Origin of the sequence: Streptomyces sp. TRM64462, from assembly GCF_013362995.1 — a bacterium.
Taxonomy (GTDB): Bacteria; Actinomycetota; Actinomycetes; order Streptomycetales; family Streptomycetaceae; genus Streptomyces.
On sequence record NZ_JABWDV010000222.1, the window covers coordinates 1 to 15714 of the forward strand.

Annotated in this window: 15 protein-coding genes and 1 pseudogene; 12 read left to right on the plus strand and 4 right to left on the minus strand. The window is 73.7% G+C overall.

The genetic code is table 11. From position 1 onward, the window contains the following. Window positions 1–891 (minus strand): SAM-dependent methyltransferase (locus tag HTZ82_RS10000; RefSeq protein WP_217623870.1); only part of this gene is annotated, 891 nt, incomplete at its 3' end. A 260-nt stretch (window positions 892–1151) separates the two neighbouring features. On the opposite strand from HTZ82_RS10000, the gene HTZ82_RS10005 reads away from it, so the two are divergent. Both HTZ82_RS10005 and HTZ82_RS10010 read left to right on the plus strand, forming a co-directional pair. Continuing rightward, window positions 1152–2339, plus strand: a complete 1188-nt coding sequence (locus tag HTZ82_RS10005; RefSeq protein ID WP_175408965.1) for a sensor histidine kinase — start codon at window positions 1152–1154, stop codon at window positions 2337–2339. 124 nt (window positions 2340–2463) lie between these two features. Beyond that, window positions 2464–3144, plus strand: coding sequence for a response regulator transcription factor (locus tag HTZ82_RS10010; protein ID WP_175408966.1), 681 nt, complete (start codon window positions 2464–2466; stop codon window positions 3142–3144). Window positions 3145–3157: 13 nt separating this feature from the next. Here HTZ82_RS10010 and HTZ82_RS10015 read toward each other — a convergent pair whose 3' ends face one another. Together HTZ82_RS10015 and HTZ82_RS10020 are read right to left on the minus strand one after the other, a co-directional pair. Then, entirely contained in the window at window positions 3158–4264 is a 1107-nt protein-coding gene (locus tag HTZ82_RS10015; RefSeq protein WP_375540796.1) for a DUF5937 family protein, read from the minus strand. Window positions 4265–4332: 68 nt separating this feature from the next. Continuing rightward, window positions 4333–5568: a beta-eliminating lyase-related protein gene (locus HTZ82_RS10020; RefSeq protein WP_175408994.1), complete on the minus strand. Its 1236-nt coding sequence runs from the start codon at window positions 5566–5568 to the stop codon at window positions 4333–4335. A 271-nt stretch (window positions 5569–5839) separates the two neighbouring features. Here HTZ82_RS10020 and HTZ82_RS10025 point away from each other — a divergent pair, with 271 nt between their 5' ends. The 10 genes and pseudogenes from HTZ82_RS10025 (at window position 5840) to HTZ82_RS10070 (ending at window position 14836) form a co-directional block, all read left to right on the plus strand. After that, a complete protein-coding gene (locus tag HTZ82_RS10025) occupies window positions 5840–6781 on the plus strand; it encodes a Rossmann-like and DUF2520 domain-containing protein (RefSeq protein WP_175408967.1) in 942 nt (313 codons plus the stop codon). 422 nt (window positions 6782–7203) lie between these two features. Further along, a pseudogene (gene panC, locus HTZ82_RS10030) lies at window positions 7204–8202 on the plus strand (pantoate--beta-alanine ligase); the annotation flags it as partial. A 245-nt stretch (window positions 8203–8447) separates the two neighbouring features. Continuing rightward, complete coding sequence (locus HTZ82_RS10035; RefSeq protein ID WP_175408968.1) at window positions 8448–10184, plus strand: L-aspartate oxidase; 1737 nt, start codon at window positions 8448–8450, stop codon at window positions 10182–10184. Window positions 10185–10186: 2 nt separating this feature from the next. Further along, the gene (gene nadC, locus HTZ82_RS10040; RefSeq protein ID WP_175408969.1) at window positions 10187–11221 is read left to right on the plus strand and encodes a carboxylating nicotinate-nucleotide diphosphorylase; all 1035 of its coding nucleotides are present in this window, start codon (window positions 10187–10189) and stop codon (window positions 11219–11221) included. Next, window positions 11221–12027 carry a type III pantothenate kinase gene (locus HTZ82_RS10045; RefSeq protein ID WP_175408970.1) on the plus strand — a complete coding sequence of 269 codons (807 nt, stop codon included), beginning with the start codon at window positions 11221–11223 and terminating at the stop codon, window positions 12025–12027. The genes nadC and HTZ82_RS10045 overlap by 1 nt, the downstream gene beginning before the upstream one ends. A 157-nt stretch (window positions 12028–12184) precedes the next feature. Beyond that, window positions 12185–12826: a hypothetical protein gene (locus tag HTZ82_RS10050; RefSeq protein ID WP_175408995.1), complete on the plus strand. Its 642-nt coding sequence runs from the start codon at window positions 12185–12187 to the stop codon at window positions 12824–12826. A 14-nt stretch (window positions 12827–12840) separates the two neighbouring features. Continuing rightward, window positions 12841–13020, plus strand: coding sequence for a hypothetical protein (locus HTZ82_RS10055; protein ID WP_175408971.1), 180 nt, complete (start codon window positions 12841–12843; stop codon window positions 13018–13020). A 118-nt stretch (window positions 13021–13138) separates the two neighbouring features. Further along, window positions 13139–13639: a BlaI/MecI/CopY family transcriptional regulator gene (locus HTZ82_RS10060; RefSeq protein ID WP_309235396.1), complete on the plus strand. Its 501-nt coding sequence runs from the start codon at window positions 13139–13141 to the stop codon at window positions 13637–13639. Window positions 13640–13788: 149 nt separating this feature from the next. Next, window positions 13789–14355 carry an amino-acid N-acetyltransferase gene (locus tag HTZ82_RS10065; protein WP_175408972.1) on the plus strand — a complete coding sequence of 189 codons (567 nt, stop codon included), beginning with the start codon at window positions 13789–13791 and terminating at the stop codon, window positions 14353–14355. Between the two features lie 145 nt (window positions 14356–14500). Beyond that, window positions 14501–14836, plus strand: a complete 336-nt coding sequence (locus tag HTZ82_RS10070) for an Lsr2 family protein (RefSeq protein ID WP_175408973.1) — start codon at window positions 14501–14503, stop codon at window positions 14834–14836. On the opposite strand, the gene HTZ82_RS10075 is transcribed toward HTZ82_RS10070, so the two are convergent. After that, on the minus strand, window positions 14815–15546 hold the full coding sequence (locus HTZ82_RS10075) for an SCO3374 family protein (protein WP_175408974.1): 732 nt from the start codon (window positions 15544–15546) through the stop codon (window positions 14815–14817). The genes HTZ82_RS10070 and HTZ82_RS10075 overlap by 22 nt on opposite strands. Between the last annotated feature and the right edge of the window lie 168 nt (window positions 15547–15714).

Below are 15714 nucleotides of genomic sequence, written 5' to 3' on the forward strand. Positions count from 1 at the left end.
CGCGGGCCAGCAACAGCCGCGCGGTGCCCGCGAGGGAACCGCCCGCACGGTACTGGGCGCGGGACGGGCGGGGGCGGGGGCGTCCGGGGCGGTGGCGTCACGGGCGTGCGCCGGGGGCGGGGCGTGCGCCGGGTCCGGGGCCTGAGGCGGGGGCGGGGCCTGAGGCGGGGGCGGGGTCGCCGCCGCGGCGCAGGCGTCCAGTGCGACATGGGCGGTGATGTCGCACGTGCCGTCCGGGACGGGCAGCACCTCGCGGCCGTCGCGGAACCCGGTGAGGGTGCCGAACGGAGGGCGCGCCTCCGCCGTGTGCGCGTAGTCCACGGCGACCGCCAGGCCGCCCGCGAGGGTGCCGGTGGCCGCCGCCCAGGCCTCGTCGCGGGCGCGGCCGATCTCGGCGCGGCCGCCCGGTTCGCGCAGCGGCCACCAGCGGGCCAGCCACGCGGCGTCCGCCCCGGTCACGGGCGCGCCGAGCCGCTCGGTGCCGTCCCGCCGTACCTCCACGTACCGGGGGGTGCCTGCGTCGTCGGCCTCGGCGACGTCCACAGGGACGTTGTCCAGCCACTCGTTCGCGAACAGCAGGCCGCGTACGCCGGCCGGCGGCCGGGCGGTCCACTCGACGCGCGGGTCGAGGCCATCGGGGCGGGCGGCGCGCTCGACGGCGTACGCCCGGACCCGCAGCCCGGGCGGCGCGGCGGCGAGCACGGCCGTCACGAGCTCGCCGCGGCCGGCGCCCATGTCCACGAACGCGACCTCGTCCGTTCCCAGGTCCCGCGCCACCTGCTCCAGGAGGCGGGCGACGGCGGCGGCGAAGAGCGGCGAGGCGTGGACGGAGGTGCGGAAGTGGCCCGCGGGGCCCTCGGGGCGCAGGTAGAAGCCGCCGGGGCCGTACAGGGCATCCTCGGCGGCGTCCCGCCAGCGCCGCCATGGGGACGGGGCGGCGCCCGGTTCTTTCGCTGCGCTTGCTTCTTCTGGTGCGCTTGGTGTGCCTGCTGCACTTGTTTCGTGGGCCTCGTACGGGTTGTTCGCCTCGTCCGGCCCGTCGGTCTCATCCGTCACGGGCACAGTGTCCACCTTGGGGAGTAGGGCCCCTGCCGCCGTATCGCACTCCTGGTTGACCCGTGCACCTATTCCGCTTCCCTACGCTGGGTTACGTGCAGCGCCTCTACGACTTCCTCCGCAGACACCCGACGGGCGTCGACGCCTTCTGGGCTCTGACGCTCCTCGGGTTCTCCGCGCTGTGGGTGGCCGGCACCGCGACCCACCTTCTGGTCGCCGCGGTCGTCGTGCTGCTGCTGTGCCTGGTCGTGGCGCTGCGCCGGCGGGCACCGCGGGAGATGCTTGTCCTCGCGGTCGCCGTCGGGCTGGCCCAGCTGGTGCTGGACGTGGAGATCAATCCGGCCGACTTCGCGATGCTGGTCATCATCTACACGGTCGCCGCGCACGACGGACCCCGCTGGGCGTCGCGGCTGGCGCTGACCGCCGGGGTGGCGGCGGCCCCACTGGCACAGGTGCGCTGGCCGATGCGCGAGACGTCGACCGCGGCCGCCGTGTTCGGCACCGTCGTGATGACGGTGCCGTTCGTGCTGGCCTGGGTGCTCGGCGACTCCATGCGGACGCGGCGGGCCTACCTCGCCCAGTTGGAGGAGCGCGCGGCCCGGCTGGAGCGGGAGCGGGAGGCGCAGGCGAAGGTGGCCGTCGCGGCGGAGCGGGCCAGGATCGCCCGGGAGCTCCACGACGTCGTCGCGCACAACGTGTCGGTCATGGTCGTCCAGGCCGACGGCGCCGCGTACGTCCTCGACGCCGCGCCCGACCAGGCGCGGCAGGCGCTGGAGACCATCTCGTCCACCGGCCGTCAGGCGCTCGCCGAGATGCGCCGGCTGCTGGGCATCCTGCGGACGGGCGAGCACCAGGAGGCCGGCGAGTACGTGCCGCAGCCGGACGTGCAGCAGATCGAGGACCTCGTCGAGCAGGTCCGCACCGCGGGGCTGCCCGTGGACTTCAAGGTCGTCGGCACGCCACGCCGCCTGCCGCGCGGAGTCGAACTCACGGCGTACCGCATCGTGCAGGAGGCGCTCACGAACACCCGCAAGCACGGCGGCCCCGACGTCGGGGCGAGCGTCCGGCTGACGTACTTCGACGACGGGCTCGGCCTGCTGGTCGAGGACGACGGGCGCGGCGCCGCGCACGAGATGTACGAGGACGGCGGCGCCGACGGCAGGGGCCACGGCCTGATCGGCATGCGCGAACGGGTGGGCATGGTCGGCGGCACCCTGGACGCGGGGCCGCGCCCGGGCGGAGGCTTCCGCATCAGCGCCCTGCTCCCCCTGAAACAGGCCTGAGCCCCCTCGGGCCCCGCACAAGGCCCGTAGGCCCCGCTAGTCCCGTGCAACTGCCGTAGTCGTATGAGACCTGTATGAGACCCGTATGAGACCCGCTCACCAGTCCAGAAGAGGACACTGACACATGACCATCCGTCTGATGCTCGTCGACGACCAGGTGCTGCTGCGCACCGGGTTCCGCATGGTGCTCGCCGCCCAGCCGGACATGGAGGTCGTCGCGGAGGCGGGCGACGGGGCCGAGGCCCTCCAGGTGCTGCGGTCGACGGCCGTGGACGTCGTCCTCATGGACGTCCGCATGCCGAAGCTCGACGGGGTGGAGGCGACCCGCCGTATCTGCTCCGAGCCCGGCGCCCCTCGGGTCCTCATCCTCACGACCTTCGACCTGGACGAGTACGCCTTCTCCGGGCTGAAGGCCGGCGCCAGCGGCTTCATGCTCAAGGACGTGCCGCCCGGCGAACTCCTCGCCGCCATCCGCGCCGTGCACAGCGGCGACGCGGTCGTCGCCCCGTCCACGACCCGGCGGCTCCTGGACCGCTTCTCGCCCATGCTGCCGTCCAGCGGCGGTACACAGCCGCAGCACAAGGCCCTGGAACGGCTCACGGACCGCGAACGCGAGGTCATGCTCCTGGTCGCCCAGGGCCTGTCGAACGGCGAGATCGCCGCCCGCCTCGTCCTGTCCGAAGCCACCGTCAAGACCCACGTCGGCCGCATCCTCACCAAGCTGGAACTCCGCGACCGCGTCCAGGTCGTCGTCCTGGCCTACGAGTCCGGCCTGGTCAGAGCGGGTGGCGGCGCCCCCTCCTGACCCGCCCGGCACATCAGCGCAGCACGGTCTCCAGGAAGTCGCTGCCGATCCGGGCGACCGCCGCCACGTCCAGCTGGTGCAGGACATAGCGGCCGCGCCGCCGGACCGTCACCAGCTCGGCCTTCTTCAGCACCGACAGATGGCGGGACACCTCGGGCGGCGTGATCCCGTACGTGTCCGCCAGCTCCGTCGTCGTGTACGGGCCGCGCGCCAGCTGCCGGCACATCCGCATCCGCATGGGGTGGGCGAGCGCGTCCATACGCCGTTGCAGCAGCTCCACCGACGCGGGATCCGGCACGACCGCCGGACCCACCGGGTAGTTCACGACCGGCCGCCAGCCCGGCGCGTACAGCACCATCAGGTGCGGCCAGCCGAAACTGGACGGCACGAACGTCACCCCGGCGCCGACCTCCGGGTCCACCGCGCTCGTCCGGCCGTGGGCCATCTTGTCCACGTGGATCCGGCGCCGGCCGTCCTCCTCGTCGAGCGTCACCGCGGGCGACACCGCACGCAGCGCCTCCGCCAGCCCCTTGCGGCGCAGCAGCGCGCCCTTCTCCCGGGCGTCGGCCGCCAGACCCGTCCGGACCCGCCGCCAGGTGTCCGCGAAGAACGCCTCGTCACAGTCCTCGAACAGCCGCCGCAGCCACGCCCGCACCCCACCGGGGTCGGCCAGCAGCCGCCGCGTGAAGTCCAGTTGCCGCGGCCCCCGGTTCGCCGCCAGCTCCAGGGCCCGCGCCGGCCGTACCGGCTCCCCGGACGTGTGCGACGCCGAGCAGCTGAACTCCAGCGCCGCCTGCATGAACCGCTCCTCGTCCAGCCGGTCAAGCATGTCCAGCTCGTCCGCGAGGGTCGCCCCGGGGCGCCCGCTCCCGCCCGGCAGCCCCGCGTACGGCTGGAACACGTCCGACATGGTGGCCGTCCACAGGAAGTTCGCCTCGTGGAGCCGCTCGGCCAGGTCGGGCTTCAGTCCCGCGGCGGTCGCCGTCGCCCATCCGTGCAGCCCCGGATGGTGCGCCGGCTCCGCCAGGGCGTGGAGGGCGGCGCCCAGCTCGGCGAGGGGCGACAGGTCGAAGACGACCCGCTCTGACGGCAGGCCCGTGATGTCAATGGTCACGCTCACGCCCCCATGGTGCGCCGTGCACCACCGGCATGGGCGATCACTTGACGACCCTCGTCAATCCACCCGCCTCACCCCCGCCCCCCTCGCAGCACGAATTCCATGAACGTCACCACCGCCCCCTTCACATCGTCAGCCGTCCACTCCAGCCCCGGCGCCGTCACCCCCACCTCGGTGAAGGCGACACCGGGTGCTCCTCCCGGACTCCCGGCGCTCCACCGCCGGAACAGCACCACCCCCGTCTCCTCCGCCTGCCGGACCGCGGCCTCCGTCAGCACCTCCGGCGCGTACGGCAGCCACACCTGGAACTCGTGCGTGTGCGGCACCTCCGGATGGACGCGGAACCACGGCACCGCAGCCGCCTCGAACCCCTCCCGCAGCGCCTCCGCCACGACCGCCGCGTGCGCCACGTACGCCGGCAGCCTCGGCAGCTCCCGCTCCAGGCCCAGCAGGGCGGACAGGGCCGCCGGGTACTGCTGGAACACGTTGCCCCCGTAGCGGTGGCGCCACGCCCGCGCCTCCTCCACGAACGACTCCGGTCCCACCAGCGCCGCCCCCGACAGTCCGCCCAGCGACTTGTAGAACGACACGTACACACTGTCCGCGAGGCCCGCGATCTCCTTCAGGTCCCGCCCGAAGTGCGACGTGCACTCCCACAGCCGCGCCCCGTCGAAATGCACCAGCGCGTCCCGCTCCCGCGCTGCCTCCACCACCTCCTCCAGCTCGTCCCACGTCGGCAGCAGACAACCGGCGTCCCGCAGCGGCAACTCCAGCATCAGCGTGCCGAAGGGCTCCTCCAGGCCCCGCACCTCGTCGGCCGTCGGCAGCCGCGCCGCGTCCGTCGGATGGACCGTCCGCAGCCCGCTCACCGTCCCGAGCGCGCCCCGCTCGTGCACCTCGGGGTGGGCGAGCGGGTGCAGCGCCACCACCGGGTTGCCGGTCCGCCCCGCCCAGCACCGCAGCGCCACCTGCTGCGCCATGGTCCCGGTCGGGAAGAACACCGCCGCGGGGAAGCCGAGCAGCGTGGCCACGCGCCGCTCCAGCTCTCCTACGACACCGTCCTCGTTCCCGTAGATGTCCACGGTCTCGTCCAGGTCGTGGACCGTGCCGGCGTCGGCCGCCAGCTCCGCCAGCCGCTGCCCGAGGGTCGCCTCGGCCGACGTCCACGACAGCCTCCGGTCGGCCCCGCGCCACGCGGCGAGCCGACGCCGCCACTGCCTGGCCTCCTCCGTCTCCTCCCTCTCCTCTGTCTCCTGCCGCTCCTCCTCCTGCCGCTCCTCCTCCTGCCGCTCCTCCGTCCTCTTCATCTCTTCTGGCTCGTCTGTCCTTCGCTTTGCGCGCTCCTCGGCCACCTCCCCTTTCCGCTCGTCCGCCTGCCGGCCTCGCCCGTGCTCCGCGTCCTCGTTCATCACAGCACTCATGCGCCGATCATCCACGCGCCCTGTCCACAGGGCGCCCCATTAATCCGACCGGGCACTGCGGCCTGTGGACAGCGGAGAAGCCGCGCGAAACGCTGGCGTAGCATGACGAGAAATCGTCCGGTACCCCCTGAGGACTGGAACGGAAGGCCCGCGCCACGTGAACCCATCGCCAGAACCCCGCCCCGCCCGGCTCACCGTCGGCGTCGTAGGCGCCGGTCGGGTCGGCCCGGCACTGGCCGCGTCCCTGCAGCTCGCCGGGCACCGCCCGGTCGCCGTCTCGGGCGTGTCCGACGCGTCCCTGCGCCGCGCCGCCGAGCTGCTGCCCGGCGTCCCCGTCGTGCCGCCCGCCCAGGTACTGGAACGGGCCGAGCTGGTGCTGCTCACCGTCCCCGACGACGCCCTGCCCGGCCTGGTCGAGGGGCTGGCCGAGACCGGAGCCGTACGGCCCGGCCAGATCCTCGTCCACACGTCCGGCCGGTACGGCGTCGGCGTCCTCGACCCGGCGAGGCGCGTCGGCGCGCTGCCGCTCGCCCTGCATCCCGCCATGACGTTCACCGGCACGAGCGTCGACGTGCAGCGGCTGGCCGGCTGCTCGTTCGGCGTCACCGCGCCCGAGGAACTGCGCCTGGCCGCCGAGGCGCTGGTCATCGAGATGGGCGGCGAGCCCGAGTGGATCGCCGAGGACGCCCGCCCGCTGTACCACGCGGCTCTCGCACTCGGTGCGAACCACCTGGTCACCCTGGTGGCCCAGTCGATGGAGCTGCTGCGCGAGGCCGGGGTGGCCGCGCCCGACCGGATGCTCGGCCCGCTGCTGGGCGCCGCGCTCGACAACGCGCTGCGGTCCGGTGACGCGGCCCTGACCGGGCCCGTCGCCCGGGGCGACGCCGGGACGGTCGCCGCGCACGTGGCCGAGCTGCGCAAGCACGCCCCGGGCACGGTCGCCGGGTATCTGGCGATGGCCCGCTCGACAGCGGACCGGGCCCTCGCACACGGTCTGCTCAAGCCGGAGCTCGCGGAGGACCTGCTCGGTGTCCTCGCCGCGGGCCCGGCCGGTGAAGGACGCGACGCAGAAGGCCCGGAAGGAGACGGCAGCCGATGAGCCCCACGTCCAACCAGAGGACGGCGGCCACGGCGTCCCACGGGACCCGGACGCCCAACCCGTCGGCGAACTCCGCGACTGCGGCGACCTCCGCGACCTCCGCGCCGACGGCATCGGCACCCCCCGACCCCATCCGGACCCCGGCAGCCTCGGCGTCCCCCAGCACACCCGGCGACGCTCAGTCCGGCTCGCCCGGAGCCGCACCCGCCTCACCCGGCGTCGCGCCGACCAAGGGCACCCGCCGCGACCCCTCGGCACCCGCACCCGCCTCCGCACCTCCACCCGCGCCCGCCTCCGCACCTCCACCCGCGCCCGCCTCCACGCCCGCGCCCGCCTCCCCACCCGCACCCGCCTCCGCGCCCGCCTCGGCACCCGCACCCGCCTCAGCGCCCGCGCCCGGGGCCCCCTCCGCGCCCGTCCTCGTGCACACCCGGGACGCGCTGGACCGGCTCCTGGACCAGGCCGCGAGCCGGCGGCGGCGGATCGGGGTCGTCATGACCATGGGCGCCCTGCACGACGGGCACGCCACGCTCGTCCGTACCGCGCGGGGTCACGTCGGGCCGGACGGGTTCGTGGTCGTCACCGTCTTCGTCAACCCGCTCCAGTTCGGCGCGGGCGAGGACCTGGACCGGTACCCGCGCACGCTCGACGCGGACGTGGAGGTCGCCGGGGCCGCGGGCGCCGACGCCGTGTTCGCCCCGTCCGTCGACGAGGTGTACCCGGGCGGCGAACCGCAGGTCCGGATCACCGCGGGCCCCATGGGGGAGCGCCTGGAGGGCGCGTCCCGGCCCGGACACTTCGACGGCATGCTCACCGTCGTCGCCAAGCTCCTCCACCTCACCCGCCCCGACGTGGCGTTCTTCGGCCAGAAGGACGCCCAGCAGCTCGCCCTGATCCACCGCATGGTGCGCGACCTCGATTTCCGCGCCGAGATCGTCGGCGTACCCACGGTCCGCGAGCCCGACGGCCTCGCGCTGTCCAGCCGCAACAGGTACCTGTCGACCAGGGAGCGCCGTACCGCACTCGCCCTGTCCGCCGCGCTGTTCGCGGCGAGCGACCGGCTGGCCGCCCAGCAGGCCCTGCGCGCCAGGGCAGCGACCGCGCCCGCCTCGCAGAGCAGGGCAGAGGCCCTGTCCCGGCTCGGCGAGTCCCGCGCGGCCGCCGACGCGCACGCGGTTGCCCAGGCCGGCCACGCGCGCAGCGGCGGCGCCGACGCGGTGCGCGCGGCCGCCCGTGCGGTGCTGGACGAGGCGGCGAAGGCGGACCCGCCGCTGGTCCTGGACTACGTCGCCCTGGTCGATCCGGCCGACTTCACCGATGTGCGCGACGAGCACACCGGCGAGGCGATCCTCGCGGTCGCCGCGAAGGTCGGTACGACGCGGCTCATCGACAACCTGCCGCTCACCTTCGGCCCGCCCGGCCCCTTCCCGCCCGGCCCCTTCCCGCCCGGCCCCTTCCCGTCCGGACCCTTCCCGCCCGGTTCCTTCCCGTCCGCCGCCCACCCGGAGGCCGCGACACCGGACGCCCCGTCAGCCGACGGCCCCACAGACCAAACCCACGACTCCGGAGCCCCAACCCCCACGACCCCGGCCTCGGCCCCCACAACCCCGGCCCCCACAACCCCGGCCCCCACAACCCCCGCCCCGACGACCCCCGGAGCTTCCGCATGACCGGCATACGACTGCAGGCCCCGCCCCCGGGGTGGGCCATCGACGCCGACGTGGTCGTCGTCGGCTCCGGTGTCGCCGGCCTGACCGCCGCCCTGCGCTGCACGGCCGCCGGTCTCCGTACGGTCGTGGTCACCAAGGCCCGGCTCGATGACGGCTCGACGCGCTGGGCCCAGGGCGGCATCGCCGCCGCGCTCGGCGAGGGCGACACGCCCGGTCAGCACATGGACGACACCCTCGTCGCGGGCGCCGGCCTCTGCGACGAGGAGGCGGTACGGACCCTGGTCACCGAAGGTCCCGACGCCGTACGCCGCCTCATCGCCACCGGCGCCCGCTTCGACAAGGACGCGGCCGGCACCATCGAGCTCACGCGCGAGGGCGGTCACCACCGCCGCCGCATCGCCCACGCGGGCGGTGACGCGACCGGCGCCGAGATCTCCCGCGCCCTCGTCGACGCGGTCCGCGACCGCGCCGTCCGCACCATCGAGAACGCCCTCGTCCTCGATCTCCTCACCGACGCCGATGGCCGCACCGCCGGCGTCACCCTCCACGTCATGGGCGAGGGCCAGCACGACGGCGTCGGCGCCGTCCACGCCCCGGCGGTCGTCCTCGCCACCGGCGGAATGGGCCAGGTCTTCTCGGCCACCACCAACCCGGCCGTCTCCACCGGCGACGGCGTGGCGCTCGCGCTGCGCGCCGGGGCCGAGGTCAGCGACCTGGAGTTCGTCCAGTTCCACCCGACGGTCCTGTTCCTGGGCGCCGAGGCGGAGGGCCAGCAGCCGCTGGTCTCCGAGGCGGTACGGGGCGAGGGCGCCCACCTGGTCGACGCGGACGGCGTCCGCTTCATGGTCGGGCAGCACGAACTGGCCGAGCTGGCCCCGCGCGACATCGTCGCGAAGGGCATCATGCGCCGGATGCGCGAGCAGGGCACCCGGCACATGTACCTCGACGCCCGCCACTTCGGCGCGCGGATGTGGGAGACCCGCTTCCCCACGATCCTCGCCGCCTGCCGCTCCCACGGTTTCGACCCGGTGACGGAGCCGATACCGGTCGCCCCGGCCGCCCACTACGCGTCGGGCGGCGTCCGTACCGACCTCCACGGCCGTACGACGGTTCCGGGCCTCTACGCGTGCGGAGAGGTGGCCTGTACGGGCGTCCACGGCGCGAACCGCCTCGCCTCCAACAGCCTCCTGGAGGGCCTGGTCTTCGCCGAGCGCATCGCGGACGACATCGCGGGCGGCCGCATCCGGGCCGGCGCCCCCGTGCCGCACCCGGCGCCCCGGGTCCTCCCGCTCCTCGACCCGGCGGCCCGCCCCCGCCTCCAGCATGTGATGACCAACGGCGCCGGAGTGCTGCGCTCCGCCGCCAGCCTCGCCGAAGCGGCCGAGCGACTGGACGCCATCCACAACGAGGCAGCCACCGGAACCGCCACCGGAGCCGCCACCGGAGCCGGCGAGTACAAGCCCGCCGAGCCCGGCGTCGAGTCCTGGGAGACCACCAACCTCCTCTGCGTGGCCAGGGTCCTGGTCGCCGCCGCCCGCCGCCGCGAGGAGACCCGCGGCTGCCACTGGCGCGAGGACCACCCCGACCGCGACGACACCGCCTGGCGCCGCCACCTCGTCGTACGCCTCAACCCGGACCGGACCCTGGACGTCCGCGCCACCGACAGCCAGAACTTCCCCCCGACAGCAGCCGAAGCACCGACCGTCGTCGTTGACGCCCCCAGGGAGCCGTGACCATGAGTACGCCCGAAGAACGCCCCGAACCCGTGGACGTGCCCCTCATCAGCATCACCCAGGACACGGGCGGTGGCGGCTGCGGCGACGGCTGCGGCTGCGCGTCCGGCGCCGCGGGCGGGGAGGACGACGACCTGTACGAGTGCGGGCTCGACCCCGCGCTCGCCGCGCTGCTCGCGAACGCCGGCCTCGACCCCGTACTCGTCGAGGACATCGCGTACCGCGCCGTCGAGGAGGACCTGGACGGCGGCGTGGACGTGACGACGGTCGCGACCGTCCCGGAGGACGCCGTCGCCACCGCCGACTTCACCGCGCGCGAAGCGGGCACGGTCGCCGGCATCCACATCGCGGAAGCCGTCCTGTCCATCGTCTGCACCCACGAGTTCGCGGTCGAGCGGCACGTCTCCGACGGCGACCGGGTCGAGGCGGGCCAGAAGCTGCTCTCCGTCACCGCACGCACCCGCGACCTGCTCACCGGCGAGCGCAGCGCGCTCAACATCATGTGCCGCCTCTCCGGCATCGCCACCGCCACGCGCGCGTGGGCGGACGCGCTGGAGGGCTACAAGGCGAAGGTCCGCGACACCCGCAAGACCACGCCGGGCCTGCGCGCCCTGGAGAAGTACGCGGTACGCTGCGGCGGCGGCGTCAACCACCGTATGTCCCTCTCCGACGCCGCACTGGTCAAGGACAACCACGTGATCGCGGCGGGCGGCGTCGCCCAGGCGTTCAAGGCCGTACGGGAGCAGTTCCCCGACGTGCCGATCGAGGTCGAGGTGGACACGCTCCACCAGGTCCGCGAGGTCCTGGAGGCGGGCGCCGACCTGATCCTCCTGGACAACTTCACGCCCCTGGAGACCGAGGAGGCCGTGACGCTCGTCGCGGGCCGCGCCGTCCTGGAGTCCTCCGGCCGCCTCACCCTGGCGAACGCCGCCGCGTACGCCGCGACCGGCGTCGACTACCTCGCCGTCGGGGCCCTGACCCACTCCTCCCCGATCCTCGACATCGGTCTCGACCTGCGAGAGGCGGATCAGGACTGATGCTGCTCACCATCGACGTCGGCAACACCCACACCGTCCTCGGCCTGTTCGACGGCGAGGAGATCGTCGAACACTGGCGCATCTCCACGGACGCGCGCCGCACCGCGGACGAACTCGCCGTGCTGCTCCAGGGTCTGATGGGCATGCACCCGCTGCTCGGCGACGAGCTCGGCGACGGCATCGAGGGCATCGCCATCTGCTCCACGGTCCCGTCCGTCCTGCACGAGCTGCGCGAGGTGACCCGCCGTTACTACGGGGACGTACCGGCCGTCCTGGTGGAGCCCGGCGTCAAGACGGGCGTGCCGGTCCTGACGGACAATCCGAAGGAGGTCGGCGCCGACCGCATCATCAACTCGGCGGCGGCCGTGGACCTGTACGGAGGCCCCGCCATCGTCGTGGACTTCGGTACGGCGACGACGTTCGACGCGGTCAGCGCGCGCGGCGAGTACGTGGGCGGGGTCATCGCCCCGGGCATCGAGATCTCCGTCGAGGCGCTGGGGGTGCGGGGCGCCCAGCTCCGCAAGATCGAGGTCACCCGGCCCCGCAGCGTGATCGGCAAGAACACCGTCGAGTGCATGCAGTCGGGCATCATCTACGGCTTCGCGGGCCAGGTCGACGGGGTCGTGCGCCGTATGCGGCAGGAACTGGCCGGCCCGGACGGCGACCCGTCCGACGTCACCGTCATCGCCACCGGAGGCCTGGCGCCGATGGTGCTGGGCGAGGCCGAGTTCATCGACGAGCACGAGCCCTGGCTGACCCTCATCGGCCTGCGCCTGGTGTACGAACGGAACATGTCCCGCATGTAACCCCCGGCGAAGCGCCCCGCAACGCGCCCGCGAAGCGCCCCGCAACGCGCCCCGCGAAGCGTGCCGCAACGCGCCCGGGCGGCTCGCCCTACGCGAAGTTTGTCCGATAAGCACGTATTGTCGGGCCATGCCCACGCCATACGGATCACGAGGCGGCCTGGCGTTCAGCGCAGACGAGCTGCGTGTGCTGCGACGCGCCCTCGGCCACGCCCTGCACCCGACCCCGCTCGCCGACGAGGACGTCCGGGACTGCCTGCGCCTCGCCGACGCCGTGGACGAGGCGGCCCACGAGGGCGGGAGGTTCAGGGCCTTCGTCCTGGCCGACCTGGCCCGCTACCGCGCGTCCCTGCCCGGCGCCGCCACCGGCTACCTGGATCTGCTCCAGGACGCCCTGGCCGCCGGGTACGAGCCGGGGCCCGACGACCTCGCGGCGCTGCGCACCCTGCGCGGCACGCCCGCCGGCGCCGCCCTGCTGGCCCGCTGCCAGGTGCTGGCCGAGCGGTCCCTCCGCGCCCGCCTGGCCGGCCACCGCCGCACCGCCGTGCCCGCGCCTGCCGTGCCCGCGCCCGCCATCCCCGCTCCCACAGGCCCCCGCGCCCGCCTGCTCGTCCTGCAGGGCGGCCGCGGCGGCCGCGGCGACGGCGGCGGCAAGGAGGAGCCCAAGAAGCCGCAGCCGCCCAAGCCCGCCACCCCGGCCACGCCGAGCCCGTCGGAACGCCCCGTACCGAAGCCGTCCGAGGTCTTCCCGCCGCGCCGGCGCCCGGCTCCGCCCCCGGCGGAGAAGCGTGCGGCCGGGTAGCTAGTCTGGATGCCATGGACTACGTATCCGCGCTCCTGCCGCCCGTGGTGATGGCCGCCTTCTTCACCGCCGTCATCGTGACGATCGTCAAGAGCCAGGGCGGCCCGAACAAGGCCAAGGAGGACGCCGCCGTCGACGCCGCGTTCGCCCGCGCCGAGGCCGTGCGGCAGTCGGACAGCGGCTCCGCCGCGTGACCTGCGTGACCTGACGGAACCGAAGGCTCTTTGAGGGCGTACAGCGTCATTTGCGCTGTACGCCCTTTTTGTTACGTCAATAGCTGTTCATTCGGAGATCTCCCACTATGGTGGCTGTGTGCCCCGTCAATTGGGAGAGCTCGAAGACGCCGTCATGACGCGCGTCTGGCAATGGAACCGTCCTGTCACCGTCCGGGAAGTCCTGGAGGATCTCCAGAAGGAACGGTCCATCGCCTACACCACGGTCATGACCGTGCTCGACAATCTCCATCAGAAGGGCTGGGTGCGCAGGGAAGTCGTCGGCCGCGCCTATCGATATACGGCGGTCTCCACGCGGGCCGCCTACTCGGCCGCACTGATGAACGAGGCGTGGGCCCTGAGCGACAACCCCGCCGCCGCGCTCATCGCCTTCTTCGACATGATGTCGCCGGAGCAGCGGGAAGCGCTGGGCGACGCCATCCGCATCGCCCAGCGGGACACCCAGGAAGGCGTTCCCGCAGAACCGGAACAAGAGGAACCGGAACAGCGGGAAGAACCGCCCGCCCAAAAGCCGCCGCACGCTGACCGCGGACAGGGCCGCGACCAGGGCGCCGACGGCGGGCCGGCCGCCGGGCGATAGCGTTCCGAGCCATGTCGTCCACGCCTTCCGAGCCGCCTTCCGGGCCGTCTTTCGCGTCGCCTCCCGAGTCGTCCTCCGAGCTGTCTTCCGCGTCGTCCTCAGAGCCGTCTTCCGCGTCGCCTTCAACGTCGTCTTCCCGGCCGCCTTCCGTGTCACCGTCGTCGGCGTCCTCCACGTCCTCCACGCCGTCCGGATCCGCCGCGCCCCCGTCGAAAGCGGTCACCGTCCGCCGTGCCCGGACCAGCGACGTCCCGGCCGTACGGCGCCTGGTCGATCCCTACGTGACCCGCGGGATCCTGCTCGACAAAGCGACCGTGACGCTTTACGAGGACATCCAGGAGTTCTGGGTCGCGGAACGCGACGAGGACGCGACGGTCGTCGGTTGCGGCGCCCTCCATGTGATGTGGGAAGATCTCGCCGAAGTCCGCACCCTCGCGGTCGACCCCGACTTCAAGGGCGCCGGTGTGGGGCATCAGGTGCTGGACAAGTTGCTGCACACGGCCCGCTGGCTCGGGGTGCGCCGGGTTTTCTGCCTGACCTTCGAAGTGGACTTCTTCGCCAAGCACGGCTTCGTCGAGATCGGTGAGACGCCGGTCGACGGAGATGTCTACGCCGAGCTCCTCCGTTCCTATGACGAGGGTGTCGCCGAGTTCCTCGGTCTCGAACGGGTGAAGCCGAACACCTTGGGCAACAGCCGGATGCTTCTGCACCTGTGATCGGTGCGCAGCGGCCCGAACCCTATGTCCGAATCGCGTATGTTTCCCGTGTTCTCGCGGTTCTGAACCTGTCCCAAGGGTTTGTGTTTTCCAGAGAAAAGCGGTTTCCTTTCCGCGTACTGCATTTTCGATGAAAGGAAATCCGGTGGCACAGAAGGTTCAGGTCCTTCTTGTCGACGACCTCGACGGCGGCGAGGCGGACGAGACCGTGACGTTCGCTCTGGACGGCAAGACCTACGAGATCGACCTCACCACCGCCAACGCGGACAAGCTCCGCGGCCTGCTCGAGCCGTACACCAAGAGCGGCCGGCGCACCGGTGGCCGTGCCGCCGGCGGCCGTGGCAAGGGCCGCGCCGCCGCGGGTGGCAGCCCGGACACCGCGAAGATCCGCGCGTGGGCCAAGGAGCACGGCTACAGCGTGAACGACCGCGGTCGCGTCCCGGCCGAGATCAAGCAGGCCTACGAGGACGCCAACCGCTGATCAGCGCCCTCCTGACGCCGGACGCGGGCGGCCAGGAGCCGGACCCGGTGGCATTCCGCCGCCGCCACGGCGACGAGCCGCACGAGACCGGGCCCCTCGGGGCCGCCTCCCGGCGATCCCGGGACGTCCTGCGGCCCGGGGAGCGCCGACAGGCCCGGGAGTGCCGACATCCCCGGGAGCGTCGGCTCCACCTCGCGTCCCGGCACGGGCGGCCGCAGCCACACGGCGGCGCCGGGCGTGCCGGATCCGCCCCACCCGGGGGGAGTGGGGGCGGTGATCCGGCCGCCCGTTCCGCAGGCGGCCAGATCCAGCCCGACACCGCTCCATTCGAGCCAGTCGAGGAGCCCGGGAAGCTCCTCGGCGCTGCCCGCGGCCACGAGCATCCGCATCCGGTGCCCGGCGAGCGCGACCGGCCACTCGCCTCCCACCCGCCGCAGCACGGCGAACCCGGCGGCCGCGGGGAGCTCCAGGACGTCGAACCGCAGTCCGGTCAGCAGCCGCACCGGCGCCCCCGCAGGGCGCTCGGCCGGCGACCGGGCCGGTGACCCGGCCGGTGACGCCGAGGCCGTCGCCCACCCGAGCTCGTCCTCGTACCAGCGCGCGACGCGATCGCTCGCCGGCCCGTCGAGCGGCGGGCGCGGCGCGGGGACGGCGACCGGGGGAAGCACCGGCGAGTGGACCGCGGGGGACGGAACGGTGCGGGGGGACATGAACGGGGAACTCCCGGCCCGCCCCGTAAGTTACGGAGAGTGCGAGGCTGATTGCGCTACGTTCCCGGCGCGGGGGCGTACGGGCGCCGTCGGCAGCGCAAGGATGTTCGCCCGTAGCTGAGGCGACCGGGGTGTACCGCATGGACCGTCACCAGTTACGGGTAAGAC

Excerpts from the sequence above, each read along its gene's own strand:
- HTZ82_RS10010 (WP_175408966.1), top strand. The coding sequence starts at position 2,464 with ATGACCATCCGTCTGATGCTCGTCGACGACCAGGTGCTGCTGCGCACC.
- HTZ82_RS10020 (WP_175408994.1), bottom strand. The coding sequence starts at position 5,568 with ATGAAGAGGACGGAGGAGCGGCAGGAGGAGGAGCGGCAGGAGGAGGAG.
- HTZ82_RS10035 (WP_175408968.1), top strand. The coding sequence starts at position 8,448 with ATGACCGGCATACGACTGCAGGCCCCGCCCCCGGGGTGGGCCATCGAC.
- nadC (WP_175408969.1), top strand. The coding sequence starts at position 10,187 with ATGAGTACGCCCGAAGAACGCCCCGAACCCGTGGACGTGCCCCTCATC.
- HTZ82_RS10045 (WP_175408970.1), top strand. The coding sequence starts at position 11,221 with ATGCTGCTCACCATCGACGTCGGCAACACCCACACCGTCCTCGGCCTG.
- HTZ82_RS10055 (WP_175408971.1), top strand. The coding sequence starts at position 12,841 with ATGGACTACGTATCCGCGCTCCTGCCGCCCGTGGTGATGGCCGCCTTC.
- HTZ82_RS10075 (WP_175408974.1), bottom strand. The coding sequence starts at position 15,546 with ATGTCCCCCCGCACCGTTCCGTCCCCCGCGGTCCACTCGCCGGTGCTT.